This is a genomic window from Daejeonella lutea (assembly GCF_900168015.1).
Classification (GTDB): Bacteria; Bacteroidota; Bacteroidia; order Sphingobacteriales; family Sphingobacteriaceae; genus Daejeonella; species Daejeonella lutea.
This window is the reverse complement of sequence record NZ_FUYR01000001.1, coordinates 946,607-964,991: the sequence shown is the minus strand read 5'-3', so window position 1 is coordinate 964,991 and position 18,385 is coordinate 946,607. Positions and strand designations below refer to the sequence as shown.

Annotated in this window: 14 protein-coding genes and 1 other RNA gene; 4 read left to right on the top strand and 11 right to left on the bottom strand. The window is 42.0% G+C overall.

Annotated features, from left to right (window positions below; genetic code table 11):
* Positions 1-169: 169 nt before the first annotated feature.
* The 5 genes from B5X60_RS04225 to B5X60_RS04205 all read right to left on the bottom strand — a co-directional run bounded on the left by B5X60_RS04225 (position 170) and on the right by B5X60_RS04205 (position 5,364).
* Entirely contained in the window at positions 170-1,084 is a 915-nt protein-coding gene (locus B5X60_RS04225) for a sugar phosphate isomerase/epimerase family protein (protein ID WP_079701399.1), read from the bottom strand.
* Position 1,085: 1 nt separating this feature from the next.
* Positions 1,086-2,042 carry a hypothetical protein gene (locus tag B5X60_RS04220; RefSeq protein ID WP_221406196.1) on the bottom strand — a complete coding sequence of 319 codons (957 nt, stop codon included), beginning with the start codon at positions 2,040-2,042 and terminating at the stop codon, positions 1,086-1,088.
* A 113-nt stretch (positions 2,043-2,155) separates the two neighbouring features.
* On the bottom strand, positions 2,156-2,584 hold the full coding sequence (locus B5X60_RS04215) for a DUF6526 family protein (protein WP_079701398.1): 429 nt from the start codon (positions 2,582-2,584) through the stop codon (positions 2,156-2,158).
* Between the two features lies 1 nt (position 2,585).
* A complete protein-coding gene (locus B5X60_RS04210; protein WP_079701397.1) occupies positions 2,586-4,496 on the bottom strand; it encodes an OmpA family protein in 1,911 nt (636 codons plus the stop codon).
* A 244-nt stretch (positions 4,497-4,740) separates the two neighbouring features.
* The gene (locus B5X60_RS04205; RefSeq protein ID WP_079701396.1) at positions 4,741-5,364 is read right to left on the bottom strand and encodes a 7-carboxy-7-deazaguanine synthase QueE; all 624 of its coding nucleotides are present in this window, start codon (positions 5,362-5,364) and stop codon (positions 4,741-4,743) included.
* Between the two features lie 85 nt (positions 5,365-5,449).
* Between B5X60_RS04205 and B5X60_RS04200 the strand changes: the two genes are divergently transcribed.
* Complete coding sequence (locus B5X60_RS04200; protein ID WP_079701395.1) at positions 5,450-5,779, top strand: Rieske (2Fe-2S) protein; 330 nt, start codon at positions 5,450-5,452, stop codon at positions 5,777-5,779.
* A gap of 1 nt (position 5,780) precedes the next feature.
* Here the strand turns inward: B5X60_RS04200 and B5X60_RS04195 are convergent, their stop codons facing one another.
* Both B5X60_RS04195 and lepA read right to left on the bottom strand, forming a co-directional pair.
* Positions 5,781-6,659 (bottom strand): bifunctional 5,10-methylenetetrahydrofolate dehydrogenase/5,10-methenyltetrahydrofolate cyclohydrolase, encoded by an 879-nt coding sequence (locus B5X60_RS04195; protein WP_079701394.1) that lies wholly within the window; start codon positions 6,657-6,659, stop codon positions 5,781-5,783.
* Between the two features lie 91 nt (positions 6,660-6,750).
* Positions 6,751-8,538, bottom strand: coding sequence for a translation elongation factor 4 (gene lepA, locus B5X60_RS04190; RefSeq protein WP_079701393.1), 1,788 nt, complete (start codon positions 8,536-8,538; stop codon positions 6,751-6,753).
* Positions 8,539-8,720: 182 nt separating this feature from the next.
* Here lepA and B5X60_RS04185 point away from each other — a divergent pair, with 182 nt between their 5' ends.
* From B5X60_RS04185 to B5X60_RS04175, 3 genes are all read left to right on the top strand, one after another.
* Positions 8,721-9,848, top strand: a complete 1,128-nt coding sequence (locus tag B5X60_RS04185; RefSeq protein ID WP_079701392.1) for a Re/Si-specific NAD(P)(+) transhydrogenase subunit alpha — start codon at positions 8,721-8,723, stop codon at positions 9,846-9,848.
* 69 nt (positions 9,849-9,917) lie between these two features.
* On the top strand, positions 9,918-10,226 hold the full coding sequence (locus tag B5X60_RS04180) for an NAD(P) transhydrogenase subunit alpha (RefSeq protein WP_079701391.1): 309 nt from the start codon (positions 9,918-9,920) through the stop codon (positions 10,224-10,226).
* 31 nt (positions 10,227-10,257) lie between these two features.
* Positions 10,258-11,667 carry an NAD(P)(+) transhydrogenase (Re/Si-specific) subunit beta gene (locus tag B5X60_RS04175; RefSeq protein WP_079701390.1) on the top strand — a complete coding sequence of 470 codons (1,410 nt, stop codon included), beginning with the start codon at positions 10,258-10,260 and terminating at the stop codon, positions 11,665-11,667.
* A gap of 80 nt (positions 11,668-11,747) precedes the next feature.
* Here the strand turns inward: B5X60_RS04175 and B5X60_RS04170 are convergent, their stop codons facing one another.
* From B5X60_RS04170 to smc, 4 genes are all read right to left on the bottom strand, one after another.
* Positions 11,748-13,127: a sigma-54-dependent transcriptional regulator gene (locus B5X60_RS04170; RefSeq protein WP_079701389.1), complete on the bottom strand. Its 1,380-nt coding sequence runs from the start codon at positions 13,125-13,127 to the stop codon at positions 11,748-11,750.
* A 116-nt stretch (positions 13,128-13,243) separates the two neighbouring features.
* Positions 13,244-13,622, bottom strand: an RNA gene (gene rnpB / locus B5X60_RS04165) — RNase P RNA component class A.
* 126 nt (positions 13,623-13,748) lie between these two features.
* On the bottom strand, positions 13,749-14,636 hold the full coding sequence (locus tag B5X60_RS04160) for a M20/M25/M40 family metallo-hydrolase (protein ID WP_079701388.1): 888 nt from the start codon (positions 14,634-14,636) through the stop codon (positions 13,749-13,751).
* A 114-nt stretch (positions 14,637-14,750) separates the two neighbouring features.
* Positions 14,751-18,302 (bottom strand): chromosome segregation protein SMC, encoded by a 3,552-nt coding sequence (gene smc, locus B5X60_RS04155; RefSeq protein WP_079701387.1) that lies wholly within the window; start codon positions 18,300-18,302, stop codon positions 14,751-14,753.
* Positions 18,303-18,385 lie beyond the last annotated feature (83 nt).

The following is an 18,385-nucleotide window of genomic DNA, read 5'->3' as shown; positions in this document are numbered from 1 at the left end:
AAGCAGACTACTCGACATCAATAAAATGCAGGCAATGCCAGTGACTTAATCGGTAGTTATAACGTCATTGAACCTCGAGACCTTCAATGATGTGAACACAATCGAACAAAATCCCAATAAATTAGACGAGGTATTGAGAATTTGTGCCGATTTGCCGTTTGGCATTTTCCTATTTATAGATGTTGTTTTTTAGCCATTGAACACTTGACGCCGGATCATCAATGTTTTTTGCGCCGTCCTGTTCAATAAAAGTGTGCTCGACTCCCGAAAGTTTAGAATTTGTAAAGATGTGTTTAAAATCAACTTTTCCGGTGCCAACAGGGCAGGGCCTGCCGGTTGTTTTATCTAAGTCTTTTACATGCCAAAGCGGGAACCTCCCGGGATATTTTTTGAACAGAGCAACAGGGTCTTGCCCGGCGGCAGTGGCCCAGGCCAAATCCAGCTCCATGAATACCTTTTTCTTATCAGTATTTGTTAGGACGTAATCGAATGCGGTAACACCTTCAATCTGGTCGAATTCTGATTGATGATTATGATATGCAAACCTCATGTTGTTCTGTTCTGCAAGATCACCGGCCTTCACAAACACTTCCGCCGTACGTTTAATTTCATCGAGCGTTGAAATTGCAGAGCTAGAACAAATTACCCAGCTGCAACCTCCCTCTGCCGCGTCATCTACAATTTCCTGAATGTTATCCCTGAGATTGCGGGAACGGGGACGGGCTGCCGTCGAAGTAGCAGATGCCGCAGGTGTGCGCGGAAGCCCCCCAATATGATTTCCTATCCACTTTAATCCCGTGTCTTTGGCCATTTCTGCAAATACCTTTGGTTTTTGTCCATAGTACAAACCATTCCCACCCGTAGCGGTCTCAATTTCTTTTATGCCTATGTCAGCGATTTGCTTCAGGATAGATCGGGTGTCGGCGCCCGGAGCATTTAATAAAAATCCTAGTGTATATACCTGAAGGCCGACGGGGGGATATTTCGGAGCAATGGATGAATCACGAGCGACAATCCAATTAGGTATGCTGCTGCCAATGGCAAGCATAGCTGAGCTCTTTAAGAACGTTCTTCTGTTTGACATATTAATTAATACTGCTAAACTCGTAATTGATATTCCATTTAAATGTTTCGCCCGGTAAGGCTTTTATTTTTATAAAGGGTTCCGGACTGAGTGTTGTGGGCACAGACCAATACATAAAGTTCGATAAGGGCTTATCTGCGGTGATTCTCACACTTGCTCCGGTGCGGGAATTGGCCACGGTAAAGTCGTAATCTTCAACTCTGTCGCCCGTAAAACCTTTTGGATATTCCATTGTGCTCTCACCTTTAGTAAGCACCTTGAGGTAGTTCATTTGTTTGTTTTCAAATTTCATCAAATTCTTACCAGCAGACTGATTATTGATCTCAAAAGGTAGTGTAACTGTGAAGTCTGGTCCGGTTGGTTGTTTATCAATAACAAAGAAGTTGTGATTGAAGGTACTGGTTTCAATGAGGTTTTTTCCAATATTCTTAAGGCTATGTTCGAGCACTAATACAGGTTTATTCTTTAACAGGCGCAACGTCTTGGTATAAATATATGCATAGCCATTTGCATCGTGGAGCTCATGAACGAATGTAACTGCGTTCTTTTTCTTCTTAACCTTCCATTCTCCAGCATTTACGATCTCGAATGGGCTGGAAAATCGATAGGGATTAGCATTAATTTTTTTCAATGACCCAACTCCAATTTTTACGAACGACTCGCCAGGTTTTACAGCGTCATATCCTATCGGATCAAAGGCTTCGACTGGGCCCTGGATCGCATCATGTACTTTGGGGTCATGCTTTGCATACCATTGCCCAAAATATTCATGATTTTTATATTTCAAACTTGAAACTACACCCGCCCAGTCGAACCTGGTGGCACGGTAGAAACCATTGGTTGCATCCGGAAGATAAAGTTTCGCTTCAATAAGTCCGTTAGATATGGTCGTTTCAGGATGCTGAGCAAAGATTTCGAGCGCCGAAAGCAACATGGCCAGAAGGATTTTTATTTTCATACTAGTAAATCTAACAAAAAGACTAGAGTGAAAAGCTATGAAACAAAAAAGTTAGATGGTTACACCCGTTAGCGACATATCGCTGTAATTTCCTGTAAACGAGAAAGATAAATTTAAACACGATGATGATCCGCTTTCCATTTCTGAATAAATTGCTTGATCTCCCTTGGACGTAAATTTTCCTTAACAGCTTTATCCGAGAGATGTGGAAGTTCCTCATCTGATGCAAAACGAAGTGCAATGATCTGTCCCATAGTTAATCCTGATGGCAGTATTTTGCCGGTCAGAATGTAGTGCCTGAAATTCTCTTCAGCCCGAATTGCGCGGTCCTGTGCTTTAAGTGGAAATAGTCTCACATATGCGTACATAATAGCGCAGCAAACGAATAGTAGCATAATTAAACTCGCAGAGTATAGATTGGGGCTGTAAAGAGATTCATACAAGTTAACTCCCGATCCGATTAAACCAGCGACCAATAGGATCAATAGCACTCGATGAAATCCTAAGACGGTACGAGCGTGATTTTGGTAGTTTTGTTCCATGTTATTTTTTTAAGATTTTAAATTCCGTTCTTCGGTTATTTTTCCGATTTTCTTCTGTCGAATTGTCCATAACTGGTGCACTTTCACCATACCCCTTAAAGCTAAGTGTTGGTGCTTTTACCTTATTAAAAATCAGGTAATCATAAACCGTTTTTGCACGATTTTCTGAAAGAAGCTGGTTTGACTTATCATCACCTACATTGTCTGTATGACCTGCAATTTCAATAGTTACAGTTGGATTCTCTCGTAGGAATGTAATTAGATGCCCTAATTCCGTTTTTGATTCTGGAAGTAATTCGAACTTATTTGTCTCAAAAAATATATTATTGAGCACAACCATTCCGCCTACCTCCACTTTTTGTAGAGGCACTTCTATCAAATATGGCTTGACCGCCCCTTTTAAATCCGGAGTGAAATTTTGAGAATAAAACATGTATCCCGGTTTAGAAACATTAAGTGCGAACGAATTGCCTGGAGTCATTGTAGCAAGAAATTCCCCTGCAACACCATCGGTAAAGTCATCGAACGTGAATGAGCTGGTTTTGAGATTGATTATCTGAACTTTTGCCTCCAGGGCCTGTTTATTATTTTTATCGAATACCAGTCCTTTAACATATGTTACGCTTTTCGGACGCAAATTTTCAGGCATCTCAAACGAATAAATATCAAACCCTCCAGAACCTCCCTGTTTATCGGAGGCAAAAAAAGCAAGACAGCCGCTGCTGCTGATGCTCAAACCGCTCTCTTCACCGAAAGTATTGATAGGATAACCCAGGTTTTGTGGTTTCTCCCAAATTATTTTCTGTTCGCCCGGGTTTTTTTTACGCGTGATGAAAAGATCTTTACTACCCAGGCCCGGCCAACCATTTGAGGAAAAGTAAAGGGTTTGATCATCAGGGTGAATAAAAGGGGATTGTTCGTCGTATGCTGTGTTTATTTCAGGACCTAAATTAACTGGCACACTCCATGACCCTTCAGCCATTAGGTCGGATTTCCAAAGATCATAACCACCACGACCACCATTCCGTGTGCTCACGAAGTATAAAGTACGTCCATCGGCACTGATAGAGGGTTGTGATTCCCAGCCGGGCGTATTTATCGGGGCACCGAGGTTAAAAGGACGGCTCCATTCATTTCCTTCCCATTTTGAGACGTAAATATCGCAGCGCCCCAAACCATCCGGCCGGTTACAACCTGTAAAAAAAAGATAATTGCCATCAGGTGAAATACATTGAGCACCTTCATTAAACTCAAATGTGTTGATATTTGCACTGAGCGCTTTTGCCGCTGACCATTTTTCCTGATTTTTTACACTTGTAAAGAAATCTTCATTATTACTGGTTTTCTTGGTAAATATGATCTTACTTTCGTCGGCGGTGATGACAGGAAGATACTCATCCTGGTTCGAATTAATACCTGGACCCATATTCACAGGCTTGAAACTAACTGGTTTTTTAATGGCTTCCAGACTGAAAACACAGTCGGCTATATATTTAGCAGTTCTAATTTTACTTTCGTCACTTAAGCCTGGAAAGGAGGCATACTTTCGGAAATGGAGAAGTGCATTCGCATAGTCGCCTGTGTTTAATTCGCTTTCTCCGAGTCCGAAATATGTGAGATTATGAAATTCCGGATCGATCTCAATAACTTTTCGATAATTACTAACCGCGTTAGGGTAGTCCTCAATACGCCTGTATAAATCCCCTAGCTGCTGAAATGCTGCAGTGAATTTATTATCCTCCGACACAGCTTTTTTAAGTTCAGTAATCGCCATATTGTATGCCTTATCGCCGATATATTTATTGGCTTGCAGGTAGGATTTTTGAGCTAGTTTGTTTTGGGATGTGGTTACTTTTTGTCCAAAACACAGTGCGGAACAGAATAGTAAAGATAATAACAGGATTTTTCTCATTACAAAAGGCAGAAACGTGATGTTAGAAATATACAAATTAAAAGGTTAATAAGTATTTAACGCTTCGTTCGCTGTTTAGGTGCGTTATAATTGTAATGGAAATCTTTGCATCCCAGTCAGGCATGCTGATGTCAGCAAAGTAATTACAAGATTGAAAGCGAAATCCCGTGCTAGGCGACACCACGCAACGTTATATGAACTGAAACGAAGGAGCTTCTAATTCCAGAATTTGCGTAAATATTTATTAAGGAATATTAAGATATTTATGCGTCTGTAGCGAGATCTCCCATTTTGGGTTCTGCATTACATAGTCTATAATTAAGGGAGTCATCTCAGCAGATTTTGACCACTCAGGCTGCAAATAAAGCTTGCAATTTTCTGAAACATGTTGAGCATGTTCCTCGGCCCAGGCAAAATCACTCTTGTTAAATACGATCACTTTCAACTCACCAGCGAAGGGATTGATGTCGGGCCTTGGAGCTTTGAACTTTTTTGGAGAAAGGCAAATCCAGTCCCAGCTTCCCGACAGCGGATAAGCTCCGGAAGTTTCAATGAAGGTTTTGATGCCCCGAGCCTGTAGTTCTGCAGTAAGGTAATCAAGATTATATATTAATGGTTCACCGCCTGTGACAACCACTGCTTTTCCAGGAAATTTTTCTGCGTTTTTTACAATCTGGTCTGCTGCTGTAAGCGGATGCAGTTCGGCGTCCCAGCTTTCCTTAACATCACACCAGTGGCAGCCAACATCGCAACCCCCCAGACGAATGAAATATGCCGCTTTTCCGGAATGAAAACCTTCACCCTGAATAGTATAGAACTCTTCCATTAGGGGTAATAAGGTGCCATCTGCTGGTATTTGGTGTGCCATTTTGTAATTTAGGATGCAAATATAATTAGTTTAGCGGATCGTGAAGTGATTAATACGTATTGCGACACAGCAGTGACACACAAAAATGGAGTGGATTAAAATATTTCAAACTGACATCCTGGATGGCGATGATTTTATAAAACGGATCGAGGCTTCAGGGAGGACATTTTGTGCTGTTAAAACACAGGGTGAGATATTTGTAATCCAAAACAAATGTCCGCATGCGGGTGCCGACCTGAGTCTTGGCTGGTGTAAAAATGGGAATATAGTCTGTCCTTATCACCGGCATGAATTTGATTTAAATACAGGGCGCGGCCTGTTAGGCCAGGGTAACTATGTGCATACATATCCCACCGAAGTACGTGAAGATGGAATATATTTAGGTCTTAAAGAAAGCTGGTGGAAATTCTGGTGATCTAATAGATTTCTTTTTTGGCTGATGCTAGCGTATTTTTAAGAAGACCCACAATCGTCATCAATCCAACTCCGCCAGGTACCGGTGTGATCCAGGATGACTTTGGTGCTACATTGTCGAAATCAACATCGCCATATAATTTATAACCCGACTTCGTTTCGTTTGAGATTTCTCGGTTCATTCCCACATCAATAACTACAACACCTTCTTTTACCATATCCGCGGTGATGAAGTTCTTCTTTCCAATCGCAACTATGAGGATATCGGCATCAAGCGTGAATTTTTTTATATCCGGAGTTCTGCTATGGCAGATCGTTACTGTACAATTACCAGGATTTGTGTTACGTGCCATCAGGATACTCATTGGTGAGCCCACAATATTGCTTCGTCCTACAACGACACAGTGTTTACCGGCTGTATTTATGTTATATTCAGCAAGCATCAACAGTATGCCGTAAGGGGTAGCCGGAAGAAAGGAGGGAAGGTTCCGTTGCATACGCCCAAGATTTATCGGATGAAAACCATCCACATCTTTTTCAGGAGAAATACGCTCAGTTACGTTGTCGGCTGAAATATGTTTGGGTAAGGGAAGCTGAACCAGAATGCCATCTGTATTGGGATCGTTATTTACTTCTTCGATCTTTTGTAAAAGAGCATCTTCAGTGATATCATTTTCAAAACGATAAAGCGTGGAATCAAATCCAACCTTCTCACAATTTTTAATTTTGCTGGCCACATAGGTTTCAGAACCCCCGTCATGCCCGACAAGGATAGCGACAAGATGTGGTTTCCGACCAATTTTTTGCCGGATATCTGCGGCTTCTTCTGCGATTTGTAGTTTTAATTTTTCTGAAACAAATTTTCCGTCAAGTAATTGCATTCGTAATAAAATCTTAGTTTATCCACATTTTGCGGCTTTTCAACACAGTTTTTTCGTTAATCGCGAAAAACGATAATTAGCGCATTCAGCATTAGTCAAGCTTCAAAACAGCCATAAATGCTGTTTGAGGGATTTCTACGTTACCAACCTGGCGCATACGCTTCTTACCTTTCTTCTGCTTCTCCAAAAGTTTCCGTTTACGTGAGATATCTCCTCCATAACACTTGGCAGTTACGTCTTTACGCAGTGCTTTAACGGTTTCGCGTGCGATGATTTTTGCACCGATAGAAGCCTGAATAATAATCTCAAATTGCTGGCGCGGAATAAGCTCTCTTAATTTTTCACAGATCTTCTTACCGAAGTTATATGAATTTGTACGATGGATAAGTGATGACAAAGCATCAACAGGTTCACTGTTCAGAAGGATATCCAATCGAACCAGGTCAGATTGCCGGTAGCCGATTTGATGATAGTCGAATGAAGCGTACCCTTTTGAAATTGTTTTTAACCTGTCATAAAAATCAAATACGATTTCCCCCATTGGCATTTCAAAGATGAGTTCAACCCGGTCTGATGTTAAATATGACTGATTTATAATTGTGCCGCGCTTTTGGATACACAGCGACATAATCGGTCCGACGAACTCAGACTTAGTAATAATGTTAGCTTTTATAAAAGGCTCCTCAACATGTTCCAGCTTACTTGGGTCGGGAAGATCAGAGGGGTTATGTACATCAATTTCAATTCCTTTGGAAGTGAATGCTTTATAAGAAACGTTCGGGACGGTTGTAATGACAGTCATGTCGAACTCACGCTCCAAACGTTCCTGGATGATCTCCATATGAAGCATTCCAAGGAAACCGCAACGGAATCCAAATCCTAATGCAGCCGACGACTCAGGTTCAAAAACAATTGAAGCATCGTTAAGTTGCAGCTTGTGCATTGCTTCACGCAGCTCTTCATATTCATCCGTATCTACCGGATAGATCCCGGCAAAAACCATCGGCTTAACTTCTTCGAAACCTTTGATTGGTTCGCTGCTAGGTCGTTCTTTATGAGTAATCGTATCACCTACCTTTACTTCACGCGCTTCTTTTATTCCAGAAATGATGTAGCCTACATCTCCGGTCTTAATTACATCCTTAGGTTTCTGTGTGAGTTTCAGGGTTCCCACCTCCTCAGCGATATAATCTTTTTCAGTGGCAACGAATTTTACTTTATCGCCTTTACGGATCTCTCCATTCAAAACTTTGAAGTACGCAATGATACCACGGAAAGAGTTGAAAACAGAATCGAAAATCAGTGCCTGTAGTTCACCATCTGGATTTCCTTTTGGAGCCGGTACACGTTCAACAATAGCTCTTAAAATGTCATGAACACCGAGTCCAGTTTTACCGGAAGCCGGAATAATTTCATCACGTTTACAGCCAATCAGTTCTATAATTTGATCCTTAACCTCCTCTGGCATTGCACCGGGCAAGTCCATCTTATTAAGGATTGGGATTATTTCAAGGTCATGCTCCAAGGCAAGGTAAAGGTTGGAAATAGTTTGAGCCTGAATTCCCTGAGAAGCATCTACGATTAAAAGAGCACCTTCACATGCAGCAATTGACCTCGAAACTTCATAGGAGAAATCCACGTGCCCTGGGGTGTCGATGAGGTTGAGAACATACGCTTGGCCATCCTGGATATAATCCATTTGGATAGCATGGCTTTTAATTGTAATTCCTCGCTCACGCTCAAGATCCATATCATCGAGCAACTGAGCCTGCGACTCCCGTTGTGTGATCGTATTTGTATACTCAAGGAGACGGTCAGCTAAGGTACTCTTACCGTGATCAATATGTGCTATTATGCAAAAATTACGTATGTGCTTCATTGAGGCGCAAAGATACGGTTTAAGTTGACAGTTGAAAGTGGGCAGTTGTCAATTACGACCGGAAAACTATCCTCTGTCCACCGTCAACTTTCGACTGGTTTATTGTATTTTTTTTGATGTTCTGCCGACCAATAGCTCCTTTTTGCTATTTTAGACAATAACCACTTAACAGCAGAACATTCATGACAATTGGTATTTTGTGTGAGCCTTCGCCCGAAACACGGGTTTCTTTACTTCCTGAACATATCTCGACTCTTAAAAAACAAAAGATCGACGTGTTGATCGAATCTAATGCTGGCTCCAAAGCATTTGCTTCAGATTTATTGTATCAGCAGGAAGGTGCAGAAGTTAAAACCAGAGAAAATGTCCTCAAATCGTCAGATATAATCCTGACGATCCATCACCTATCCGACGATGATCTGAAGGTTGTTAAAAATTCTGCAGTAGTTTTGGGGATGTATAATCCACTGTCGCAAGGTTCAATTATAGACAGTTGGGCTAAAAGTGGATTAACAACATTCAGCATGGATATGCTGCCAAGGACTACACGGGCACAAAGTATGGATGTGCTTAGTTCGCAGGCAAATATTGCCGGGTATAAAGCCGTGCTGCTGGCTGCCATGCAACTACCAAAGTATTTTCCAATGTTTATGACAGCAGCCGGTAGTATCGCACCTGCGAAAGTGATGATATTAGGGGCTGGAGTCGCCGGTCTTCAAGCGATCGCTACCGCAAAACGATTAGGGGCAGTTGTCGAGGTCTTTGACACGCGACCAGCGGTTAAAGAGGAGGTGATGAGTCTTGGAGCCAAATTTATTGAAGTGGAAGGAGCTAAGGACGCATCGGGTGCTGGAGGCTATGCTGTAGAACAGTCAGAAGAGTATAAACAGAAACAGCAGCAAAGAATTGCTGAAGTGGCTGCAAAAGCAGATGTTATAATAACCACTGCGCAGATCCCTGGTAAAAAAGCGCCGATACTTTTGCCAGATAGTGTTCTCGATACAATGAAAACGGGTTCACTGATTATTGATCTTGCTTCGGTCACAGGAGGTAATACAGAACAGACGAAAGACCGGGAAACCGTTACTTATAAAAATGTAACCATCATCGGCAATTCAAACCTGCAGGGAACTATGCCGGCTGATGCGAGCAAGCTCTATGGCAAAAACATCCTGAATTTTCTGCAGCTGATCATAAAAAAAGATGGGGAACTTAATCTCAACTTTGAAGACGACCTGGTGAAGGGAGCATGCATCACCCACGGCGGTGAGATATGTAATGAACGGGTTATGGGAATAATTAATAATTAATAATTACGAATTACGCGATTCCTGCAACTAACAACTCAAAAACTTACAACCAATAACACACAACTAAATATGGAAACAGCATTTGATTGGATCACGCTACATCAGGATATGATATATATTGTGGTATTAAGCGTTTTTTTAGGTATTGAAGTTATTGGCAGGGTGCCAAGTGTATTGCATACCCCACTAATGAGCGGTGCCAATGCAATTCATGGCGTGGTAATTATAGGGGCCATAATTGTTATGGGCAAAGCTGATTCAGGAAATTATACGGCATTAATCCTGGGATTTCTAGCTGTTATCTTAGGTACATTAAATGTTGTCGGAGGGTTCGTGGTTACCGACAGAATGCTGGAGATGTTCAAGAAAAAGAAATGATATTATCGTATAATCAAGAAAAAAACTAACGATGGAATTGAATATTCTTACAATCTGTTATTTAATAGGATCAATAACGTTTATAGCCGGTTTGAAGATGCTGAGTCATCCGGAAAGCGCGCGAAAGGGTAACCTGGTAGCGGCTGCTGGGATGTTTGTCGCCATAATAGGAACCATCTTCCTTTATGAAGAAGAAGGTGTTAAATTGGGTAATTATATTTGGATTTTTGTTGCCCTGTCCATTGGTACCCTTCTTGGTACCATGGCAGCCAAGAAGGTGAAAATGACGGCTATGCCCGAGATGGTTAGCTTGTTCAATGGTATGGGAGGAGCGTGTGCCGCGCTCATTTCTATTGTTGAGTTCAATCACTTGATGCACAGAGGTGCTGAAGGTCAGTCCGCGGATGGTGGCACATTATTAATAATTTTTGCTGGCTTAATTATCGGAACAATATCTTTTGCTGGTAGTATGGTTGCCTGGGGTAAGCTCAATGGCAGTATTAAAGATTTTTCATTCAAGGGACAGCACATTGTCAACCTTTTAATCTTTGGGGTGATCATAACCTTATCAGCCTACCTGATCATTTCCGGAGATCCGGCAGCGAGCAGTCTATTCTATGTCATCTTTGTGCTTTCAATCGTATATGGTCTGTTCTTCGTTCTCCCAATTGGGGGAGCTGATATGCCGGTGGTAATTTCCCTGCTAAATTCATTTACGGGCGTGGCGGCTGCTTTTGGCGGCTTTTTATACGATAACCCAGTAATGCTGACTGGTGGAATTTTAGTAGGTTCCGCGGGGACTATCCTCACCATACTGATGTGTAAAGCCATGAACAGACCCCTGAGTAATGTGTTGATCGGCTCATTCGGTGGCGGCGTTTCTGGTGGGTCGGGCAGTAAAGATCAGGGGGCTTACAAAGAGATAAGCATTACTGATTCTGCAGTTGTTATGAGTTACGCAAAAAAGGTAATAATTGTTCCTGGTTATGGTTTGGCGGTTGCCCAGGCACAGCATGTATGCCATGAGCTTGAAAAATTATTACTTGACAAAGGAGTAGAGGTGAGTTACGCTATTCATCCAGTTGCTGGTCGTATGCCGGGGCATATGAACGTACTTCTTGCGGAAGCTGACGTAGATTATGGAAGTCTGCAGGAAATGGAACAGGCAAACGATGAATTCCCATCTACCGATGTTGTTTTGATACTGGGTGCAAATGATGTGGTGAATCCTGCGGCCAAAACCGACCCTTCATCACCGATCTACGGCATGCCGGTACTTGATGTAGAACTGGCAAAACTAGTGATTATCAATAAACGAAGCATGAATCCCGGATATGCTGGAATTGAAAACGAACTTTTCTTCCAGCCGAAATCTTCGATGCTGTTTGGAGACGCGAAATCGGTGTTACAGCAATTGGTAACGGAGATAAAGTCTTTGTAATGTTGAGGTATGAAGTATGAGGTACCAACTCTCAACTCTTAACCTTCCACTTTCCACTCTCAACTCTCAACTCCTCCCACTTACTCAGCTCTCTTCAACCCGTATTTCTCAATTTTCGAATAAAGGTGACTTCTCTGGATATCGATGTCGTCTGCAGTTTTTGAAACGTTCCAGTTGTTTTTCTCCAGCTTATACTTGATATAATCACGCTCAGCGTAGTCTTTATACTCCTGGAAGTTCGTGAACTGGTCGAAGTTGGTAGTTGACCCGTTTGTTGCCGTCTCGCTTACAGGAGCTGCAGCTGAAGGATTAGCAAATGTCTTAACATCCTTATCTGTAATCGTTTTGTCGCTAAGGATGATCAAGCGCTCTATCATATTGCGAAGTTCCCTGATATTACCCGTCCATGGCATTGCCTGTAAAGCTTCCATAGCAGCATCATTGATCTTTTTAACGGGAATTCCATAATCCTGGCAGATTTCATCACAGAAATTCTGCGCGATTAAAGGGATATCATCTTTACGTTCAGTCAGATGAGGAACGTGTATTAGAATAACACTTAAGCGATGGTAAAGGTCCATCCTGAAGTTTCCGGCTTCAATTTCTTTTAGCAGGTCTTTGTTAGTTGCAGCGATAACACGGACATCAACATCTATTTCTTTTTCGCCACCAACACGGGTCACTTTATTTTCCTGTAGTGCACGTAAAACTTTAGCTTGAGCCGACAAACTCATATCACCGATCTCGTCGAGAAAAAGAGTTCCACCGCTGGCCTGTTCAAATTTCCCTATACGTTGTTTTATCGCTGACGTGAACGAACCTTTTTCGTGCCCGAATAGTTCACTCTCTATTAATTCTGAGGGGATCGCTGCACAGTTAACTTCAATAAGCTGAGAATGGGAGCGATTAGATTTCTCATGCAGCCACCTTGCAACCAATTCTTTACCACTACCATTTGCACCGGTAATCAGCACTCTGGCATCAGTAGGGGCCACACGTTCAATAGTATCTTTTATACGATCAATAGCCACAGAGTTACCCAGCATTTCGCGAACCTTGCTTGCCTTCCGTTTTAATACTTTAGTCTCGGTGACAAGGTTTTTACGCTCCAGTGCATTTCTTACAGTAATAAGAAGGCGGTTTAGATCGGGTGGTTTCGAGATAAAATCAAAGGCACCTTTCTTACTTGCTTCAACCGCAGTTTCAACAGTGCCGTGCCCCGATATCATGATAAATGGCAAATCTGGCTGTATATTAAGTCCTTCTGTGAGAACTTCCATACCATCCATTTTATTCATTTTGATATCACAGAGAATCAGGTCGTACTCGTTCTTTTTAATAAGCTCCAGTGCGTCAGGACCATTATCTACATCTTCAACCTGGTATTCTTCATATTCAAGAATTTCCCGCAGTGTATTGCGGATTGCCCTCTCATCATCTATTATCAAAATTTTTGCCATATAGTCTTGTATGATCCTCCTTTATTCTGCGAACATAACCCACGAATATAAGGATTGTTTGAACATTAGTAAATGTTTGAAAAAAACCCCGGATTAAATCCGGGGCCTGATTCGTTTAAAAAAGCAAGCCTGTAAGCCGGGTTCTGTGTCCGCCAACGGCGGTACCTATCATTTATCTAGCCGCGCAATCGCTTGCGAGGTCTAACGACCTACCCATTCCGGATATGCCGCAGATGCGGCATTGTAAGCGGGCAGCCTCACTTCCGGAACCTATTTGGTCTTTCAACTCCTGGGGTTTACCGTAATCCCGGTCGCCCGGGAAGACCGTGAGCTCTTACCTCACGTTTTCACCTTTTCCCGCCTAGGGCGGGTAGTTTGTTTTCTGTAGCACTTTCCGTCTCTGCCAAAGCAGATCCTTCCTGTTAGGAAGCAGAATGCCCTGTGTTGCCCGGACTTTCCTCCCCGATGAATCGGGGCGATAGATCAGCTTGCAGGGCAAAGATAGGCAATAAGTTGAAAATTGAGAGTTAAGAGTTGACAGTTTGCACAACTACAAGGAGTTGTGGCCACGTACCTTAGCTCACAAATCCTAAATATGATCCTTGATTCAAAGTCTTAATTCTAATTGAGCTTCTTATCTACCTTAATAATGCTTTTCAGGATAGCTGTTGATGCACCGTAGTAAAAATCCTGGTTTATGTTTGCGAAGGTGTCTGTGGGCTTGTGATAATCTTTATGATCCTCTACTCCGAAGTAGATGAAAGGAATATTTTCCTTCGCAAACGGACCCTGATCACTCTGCATGGTCCAGTCTTCAGAGCCTGTATTCGGCAAATCGTGGCCAAAAAGGATTTTTATACCTGTATTTTTGTCTTCTCCCTCAATGATCGATTTTAGATAAGGGTTTTTATATGTGCCTGATGCATACAACTCTCCCTTGTCATTATGGGCAATCATATCCATGTTAATGTTCAGTATAATCTTGTCTTTGGAAACGGCGGGCTCTTTAACAAAAGCAGAAGCGCCTCTTAAGCCCGACTCTTCGGCATCAAAAGCAATGAATAATAATGTATGCTGTGGTTCATTCTTTTGAAAATACTCAGCAAATGCCAGCAAGGCGCCTACACCAGAAGCATTGTCATCAGCACCATAATAAATATCATTGCCATTAACTCCCACATGGTCGTAATGAGCGGAAATAACGATCACTTTATCGCTCTTACCCTTGACAAACCCTATAAGATTGTTTCCCTGCCTTTCCTCATTCTGCCTTGTTTTAAAAGTAAATGGATGAGTATAGTTTTTTTCATACGAACTCAACCCAATGTCATTGAGCCGTTTAATAATGTAGTCAGCAGCCAGTTTATTGCCGGGTGTACCGGTTTTCCTTCCCTCATACTTTTCAGAAGAGAGGGTCTGAATATCGCCCATCAACTTTACGCGGTTTATTGTTTGTGATTGCCCTGCAGCAGCAGTCAGGAAGAGTGATAGAAAGATAATTTTTTTCATGTATCGCTTTTTTATTTGTTGTCAGATGTCGGAATCCGGAGGTATGAAGTCGGATGTCCGAAGGCTCCAAGTGTCGGAAATCAGTCATACTCATTCCTAAGACCTCAGTCTCCGCTAAGCCACCTCCCGAATATCCACAGCCACAACCCGCGAAACACCTTGCTCCGCCATCGTCACGCCGTAAATTATGTCAGTGCTGGCAATTGTTCTTTTGTTGTGAGATACGATAATAAACTGCGATTGCCCGGAAAATTCCCTGATTATATTATTGAATTTATCAATATTGGTGTCATCAAGCGGGGCATCAACCTCGTCGAAAATACAAAACGGTGCAGGTTTCAATAAATAGAGAGAGAACAGTATAGCAGTAGCAGTAAGTGTCTTCTCTCCGCCAGATAATTGATTGATGGAAAGAGGCCGTTTGCCTTTTGGCCTGGCCAGGATATCAATATCCGATTCAAGCGGATTATCCGGATCAACTAACACTAGATCACAGCTGTCTTCCTGGTTGAACAAAGACCGGAAAACTTTTATGAAATGCTCTCTAACCTTTATGAATGCATCCATGAATTTCTCCTTCGCAGTATCATCAATCTCCTTAATGGTCTGCAATAGCGAAGCTTTCGCTTCAGAAAGATCTTTCTTTTGATTTTGAATAAAGGTGTAACGCTCATCCATTTCCTGGTACGCCTCCATTGCCATAGGATTGATTGCGCCGAAATCATCAAGCTGCCGCTTTATCCGCTCAGTTTTATCCCGCAGATCCTGTTCGCTGTCGTTTTGATGTTCAGTGGTATTTTCCTCATCAAGTAAATTAGCGATATCGATAGAAAACTCAACCGCCAGTCGTTCCTTTAGTGCATTCAGTTCAAGCTTGATATTGGTTTTCTGATCTTTTATTTCGTTGGTGATGATGTCTGATTGCTCTTTATTTCGCCTAAGATCCGAAATATTGGTCTCAAACTCGGTGATAGCGCCCCTCGAAGCATAATAAGCTTGTTCGGCCTCTTGAACAGCCTTCTCAAATTCTTCTTTTTGCGCATACATTCCGATAAGGTCATCATCAGAATGGTCAGCATGCTGCAATGTTTCCAAAATACTGATCTGGGTAATCTCAAGCTCTGCATTATTTGTCGAAATCCGAGTTTCCAGATTAGTTTGCTGGCTTTCGCGATACTCGAGATCTTTAACAATTCCCGAAACCTTATTCTGCTGCTGATGAAATTTAATATTCTCCTGATTATAGGCAGATGACTTTGAGCTCAGATCTTCAGCAAGCTCATTGTAGGTTTGCTGATCGGCAACAAGCTGCTCCTGCTTAAGTTGCCTGGCAGTCTTTAGTTCCTGCAGTTGCGGTTCAGATGCTAAAAGTTCATTAGTAATGCTATTTATCCTTAACTCAATGTCCTGCTTCCGGGTCTGGCTATTTTCTATAAAAGCCAAATACTGTTCTTGTTTTGTTTTTACTGAAGTATATTCATTGTTCAAGCGGTTAATCTCAAACTGGAGTTTTTGGATCTCCTCATGTTGGGATGAGCCTTTCAGGCTATTTAATCGCAGCGTTTGTTCCTCAACAGAGTTTTTAAGTTTGGCAATCACAGTTTCGCCTGTACTGATTTCTTTCGACAGCTTTTCGAGATTTTTTGCACGCCCAATACGTTTACCTTCAAATAAACCAACTGATCCCCCAGACATCCCGGTCCTAGTTTTGGAAAACATCCCCGACTTACTCAGCAATACGACCTGTTCTGATGGGAGCGGGGACTTCAATTCGTCGTCTTCACCCGATTTGATAAGAAAAACATTGTAAAGCAGCATTTCACAAAGCGACCGGTACTTAGCGTCGGCATCTATTATGTCCATTGCTGGAATTAAGTCGCCGCCATTTGAGCTAACTGTTGGTCTGTGGGGGATGGATTTCAGTGCGTCAAGTACAAAGAAATTAGCGCGACCACGGGAGGCTTCGCTTAATAAACGAATTGCCTGTACAGCATCCGCCTGGGTCTCTACTACATAATGGTTCATTACCGGTTCCAGGTAATTTTCAATTGCAATTCGGTATTCTTCATTGCAAAAAAGAATATCTGAAAAAAGCGGAGCTTGTTTTGTCCAGCCTGCGTTTTTCTTGAGAAATCGAATAGAATCAGGGAACCCTTCAAGATTGTCAACCATTGACTTGGTCAAGTTGTACTCATTCTGTTTTGAATCTACCTTTCTGCTTTCCTGATTCAGCAGTTCCTTTTCATAGCTTAGCTGCTCAGCAATGGTTATTAATTGTTGCTGGAGTTCTTCCTCTCGCTCTTTAGCGATATTGAACTCAGTTTGCTTACTTCCAATTTCTGCCTGAAGTGCCGTGATGACTTTGTTGAATTCGCCAAGTTCACCTTCCTTGGCTTTGGAGTCTGCGACATTTCGATTGCTTTCCTGAAGAAGCGCGTCACGCTGAATGTTTAATATGGCAATATCTTTCTCAAGTTTGTAAACCTGGTTCTGAAGTTCGTTGTTCTCACGGCTAAGCCCGTCCAAACCAGATTTCGCTTTCTGTTGAGCTATTCGCATTTCTTCAACCTCACCGTGTTTCGATTTTACCGATGTTTCAAGAATTTCGAGTAATTCCGTTTCCTGTAAATGCTCTTCATTCAGTCGTTTTTGGTTATAATAAACATGATTGAGCTGGTTTTTATCTTTGTCGAGCTCTTCATTCAAGCGGCGTTTTTTATCCTCAAGAAACCTCAGCTGCTCATTTTTGAGCTTTTTGTCGCTTTCATAAGCGCGGATCTTTGTTATAAATTCATTGGTAGCCTTCTGTTGTACAGAAAGATTTTTTTCCAGATTAAGACTGTCGAGCTTTTGCTGCTGAAGCTGGGCCTCAAGATTTGCAATTGCAGTGCTGATACCAGAATTATCAATCAATTGCTGCTGCTCACGATCTTCAAGTCGTTCCAATACATCACGAAAACCGATGATTCGGAATGATGCCAGGGCAATACTCATGTTTTTGTACTGGTCTTTGAGACGGTAATATCGCTCCGCTTTTTTTGCCTGATTTTCGAGAGTCTTAAGATTCTTCTCGATTTCAAACAGTAGATCGTCGACGCGGCTTAGGTCAGCTTCAGTGTCTTTAAGCTTATTGAAAGTTTGCTTCTTTCTGAGTTTATATTTTGAAATGCCGGATGCTTCTTCGAAAAGCTGCCGCCGTGAATTCTCTTTATTTGCAATAATCTCGTCAATCATCTTTAACTCAATGATCGAATATGAGTCAGATCCTATCCCCGTATCAAGAAATAGATCGGTGATGTCTTTCAGCCGGCATTGGACATCATTCAGCCTATACTCGCTATCGCCCGACCGGTACAGCTTTCTTGTAATTGTAACCTTTGAAAAGTCTGTAGGCAGTATATTTTTTGTATTATCAAAAGTTAATGATACTTCTGCAAGGTTGGAAGGTTTACGGGTTTTGGTGCCGTTAAAAATAATATTCTCCATCTTTTCAGAACGGAGCATACGTGTGCTTTGCTCACCCAGAACCCAACGAAATGCATCTACTACATTAGATTTCCCGCAGCCATTAGGACCCACAATGGCAGTCACACCCTCGTTGAAATTGATAGTGATCTTATCGCCAAAGCTCTTGAAACCTTTGATTTCCAGTTGGGTAAGCTGCATAGTTCTGATTTCCGCCCGATACGGAGAATAATAATTTGATGGGCTTAATTTATAAAATTATACAGACCTATGTAAAGTTTTTA

Bases quoted from the DNA above. Each gene is read 5' to 3' on its own strand.
- B5X60_RS04200 (WP_079701395.1), top strand. From the start codon at position 5,450: ATGGAGTGGATTAAAATATTTCAAACTGACATCCTGGATGGCGATGAT.
- B5X60_RS04175 (WP_079701390.1), top strand. From the start codon at position 10,258: ATGGAATTGAATATTCTTACAATCTGTTATTTAATAGGATCAATAACG.
- B5X60_RS04185 (WP_079701392.1), top strand. From the start codon at position 8,721: ATGACAATTGGTATTTTGTGTGAGCCTTCGCCCGAAACACGGGTTTCT.
- B5X60_RS04180 (WP_079701391.1), top strand. From the start codon at position 9,918: ATGGAAACAGCATTTGATTGGATCACGCTACATCAGGATATGATATAT.
- B5X60_RS04170 (WP_079701389.1), bottom strand. From the start codon at position 13,127: ATGGCAAAAATTTTGATAATAGATGATGAGAGGGCAATCCGCAATACA.
- B5X60_RS04205 (WP_079701396.1), bottom strand. From the start codon at position 5,364: ATGGCACACCAAATACCAGCAGATGGCACCTTATTACCCCTAATGGAA.
- B5X60_RS04215 (WP_079701398.1), bottom strand. From the start codon at position 2,584: ATGGAACAAAACTACCAAAATCACGCTCGTACCGTCTTAGGATTTCAT.
- lepA (WP_079701393.1), bottom strand. From the start codon at position 8,538: ATGAAGCACATACGTAATTTTTGCATAATAGCACATATTGATCACGGT.
- B5X60_RS04160 (WP_079701388.1), bottom strand. From the start codon at position 14,636: ATGAAAAAAATTATCTTTCTATCACTCTTCCTGACTGCTGCTGCAGGG.
- B5X60_RS04225 (WP_079701399.1), bottom strand. From the start codon at position 1,084: ATGTCAAACAGAAGAACGTTCTTAAAGAGCTCAGCTATGCTTGCCATT.
- B5X60_RS04220 (WP_221406196.1), bottom strand. From the start codon at position 2,042: ATGAAAATAAAAATCCTTCTGGCCATGTTGCTTTCGGCGCTCGAAATC.
- smc (WP_079701387.1), bottom strand. From the start codon at position 18,302: ATGCAGCTTACCCAACTGGAAATCAAAGGTTTCAAGAGCTTTGGCGAT.
- B5X60_RS04210 (WP_079701397.1), bottom strand. From the start codon at position 4,496: ATGAGAAAAATCCTGTTATTATCTTTACTATTCTGTTCCGCACTGTGT.
- B5X60_RS04195 (WP_079701394.1), bottom strand. From the start codon at position 6,659: ATGCAATTACTTGACGGAAAATTTGTTTCAGAAAAATTAAAACTACAA.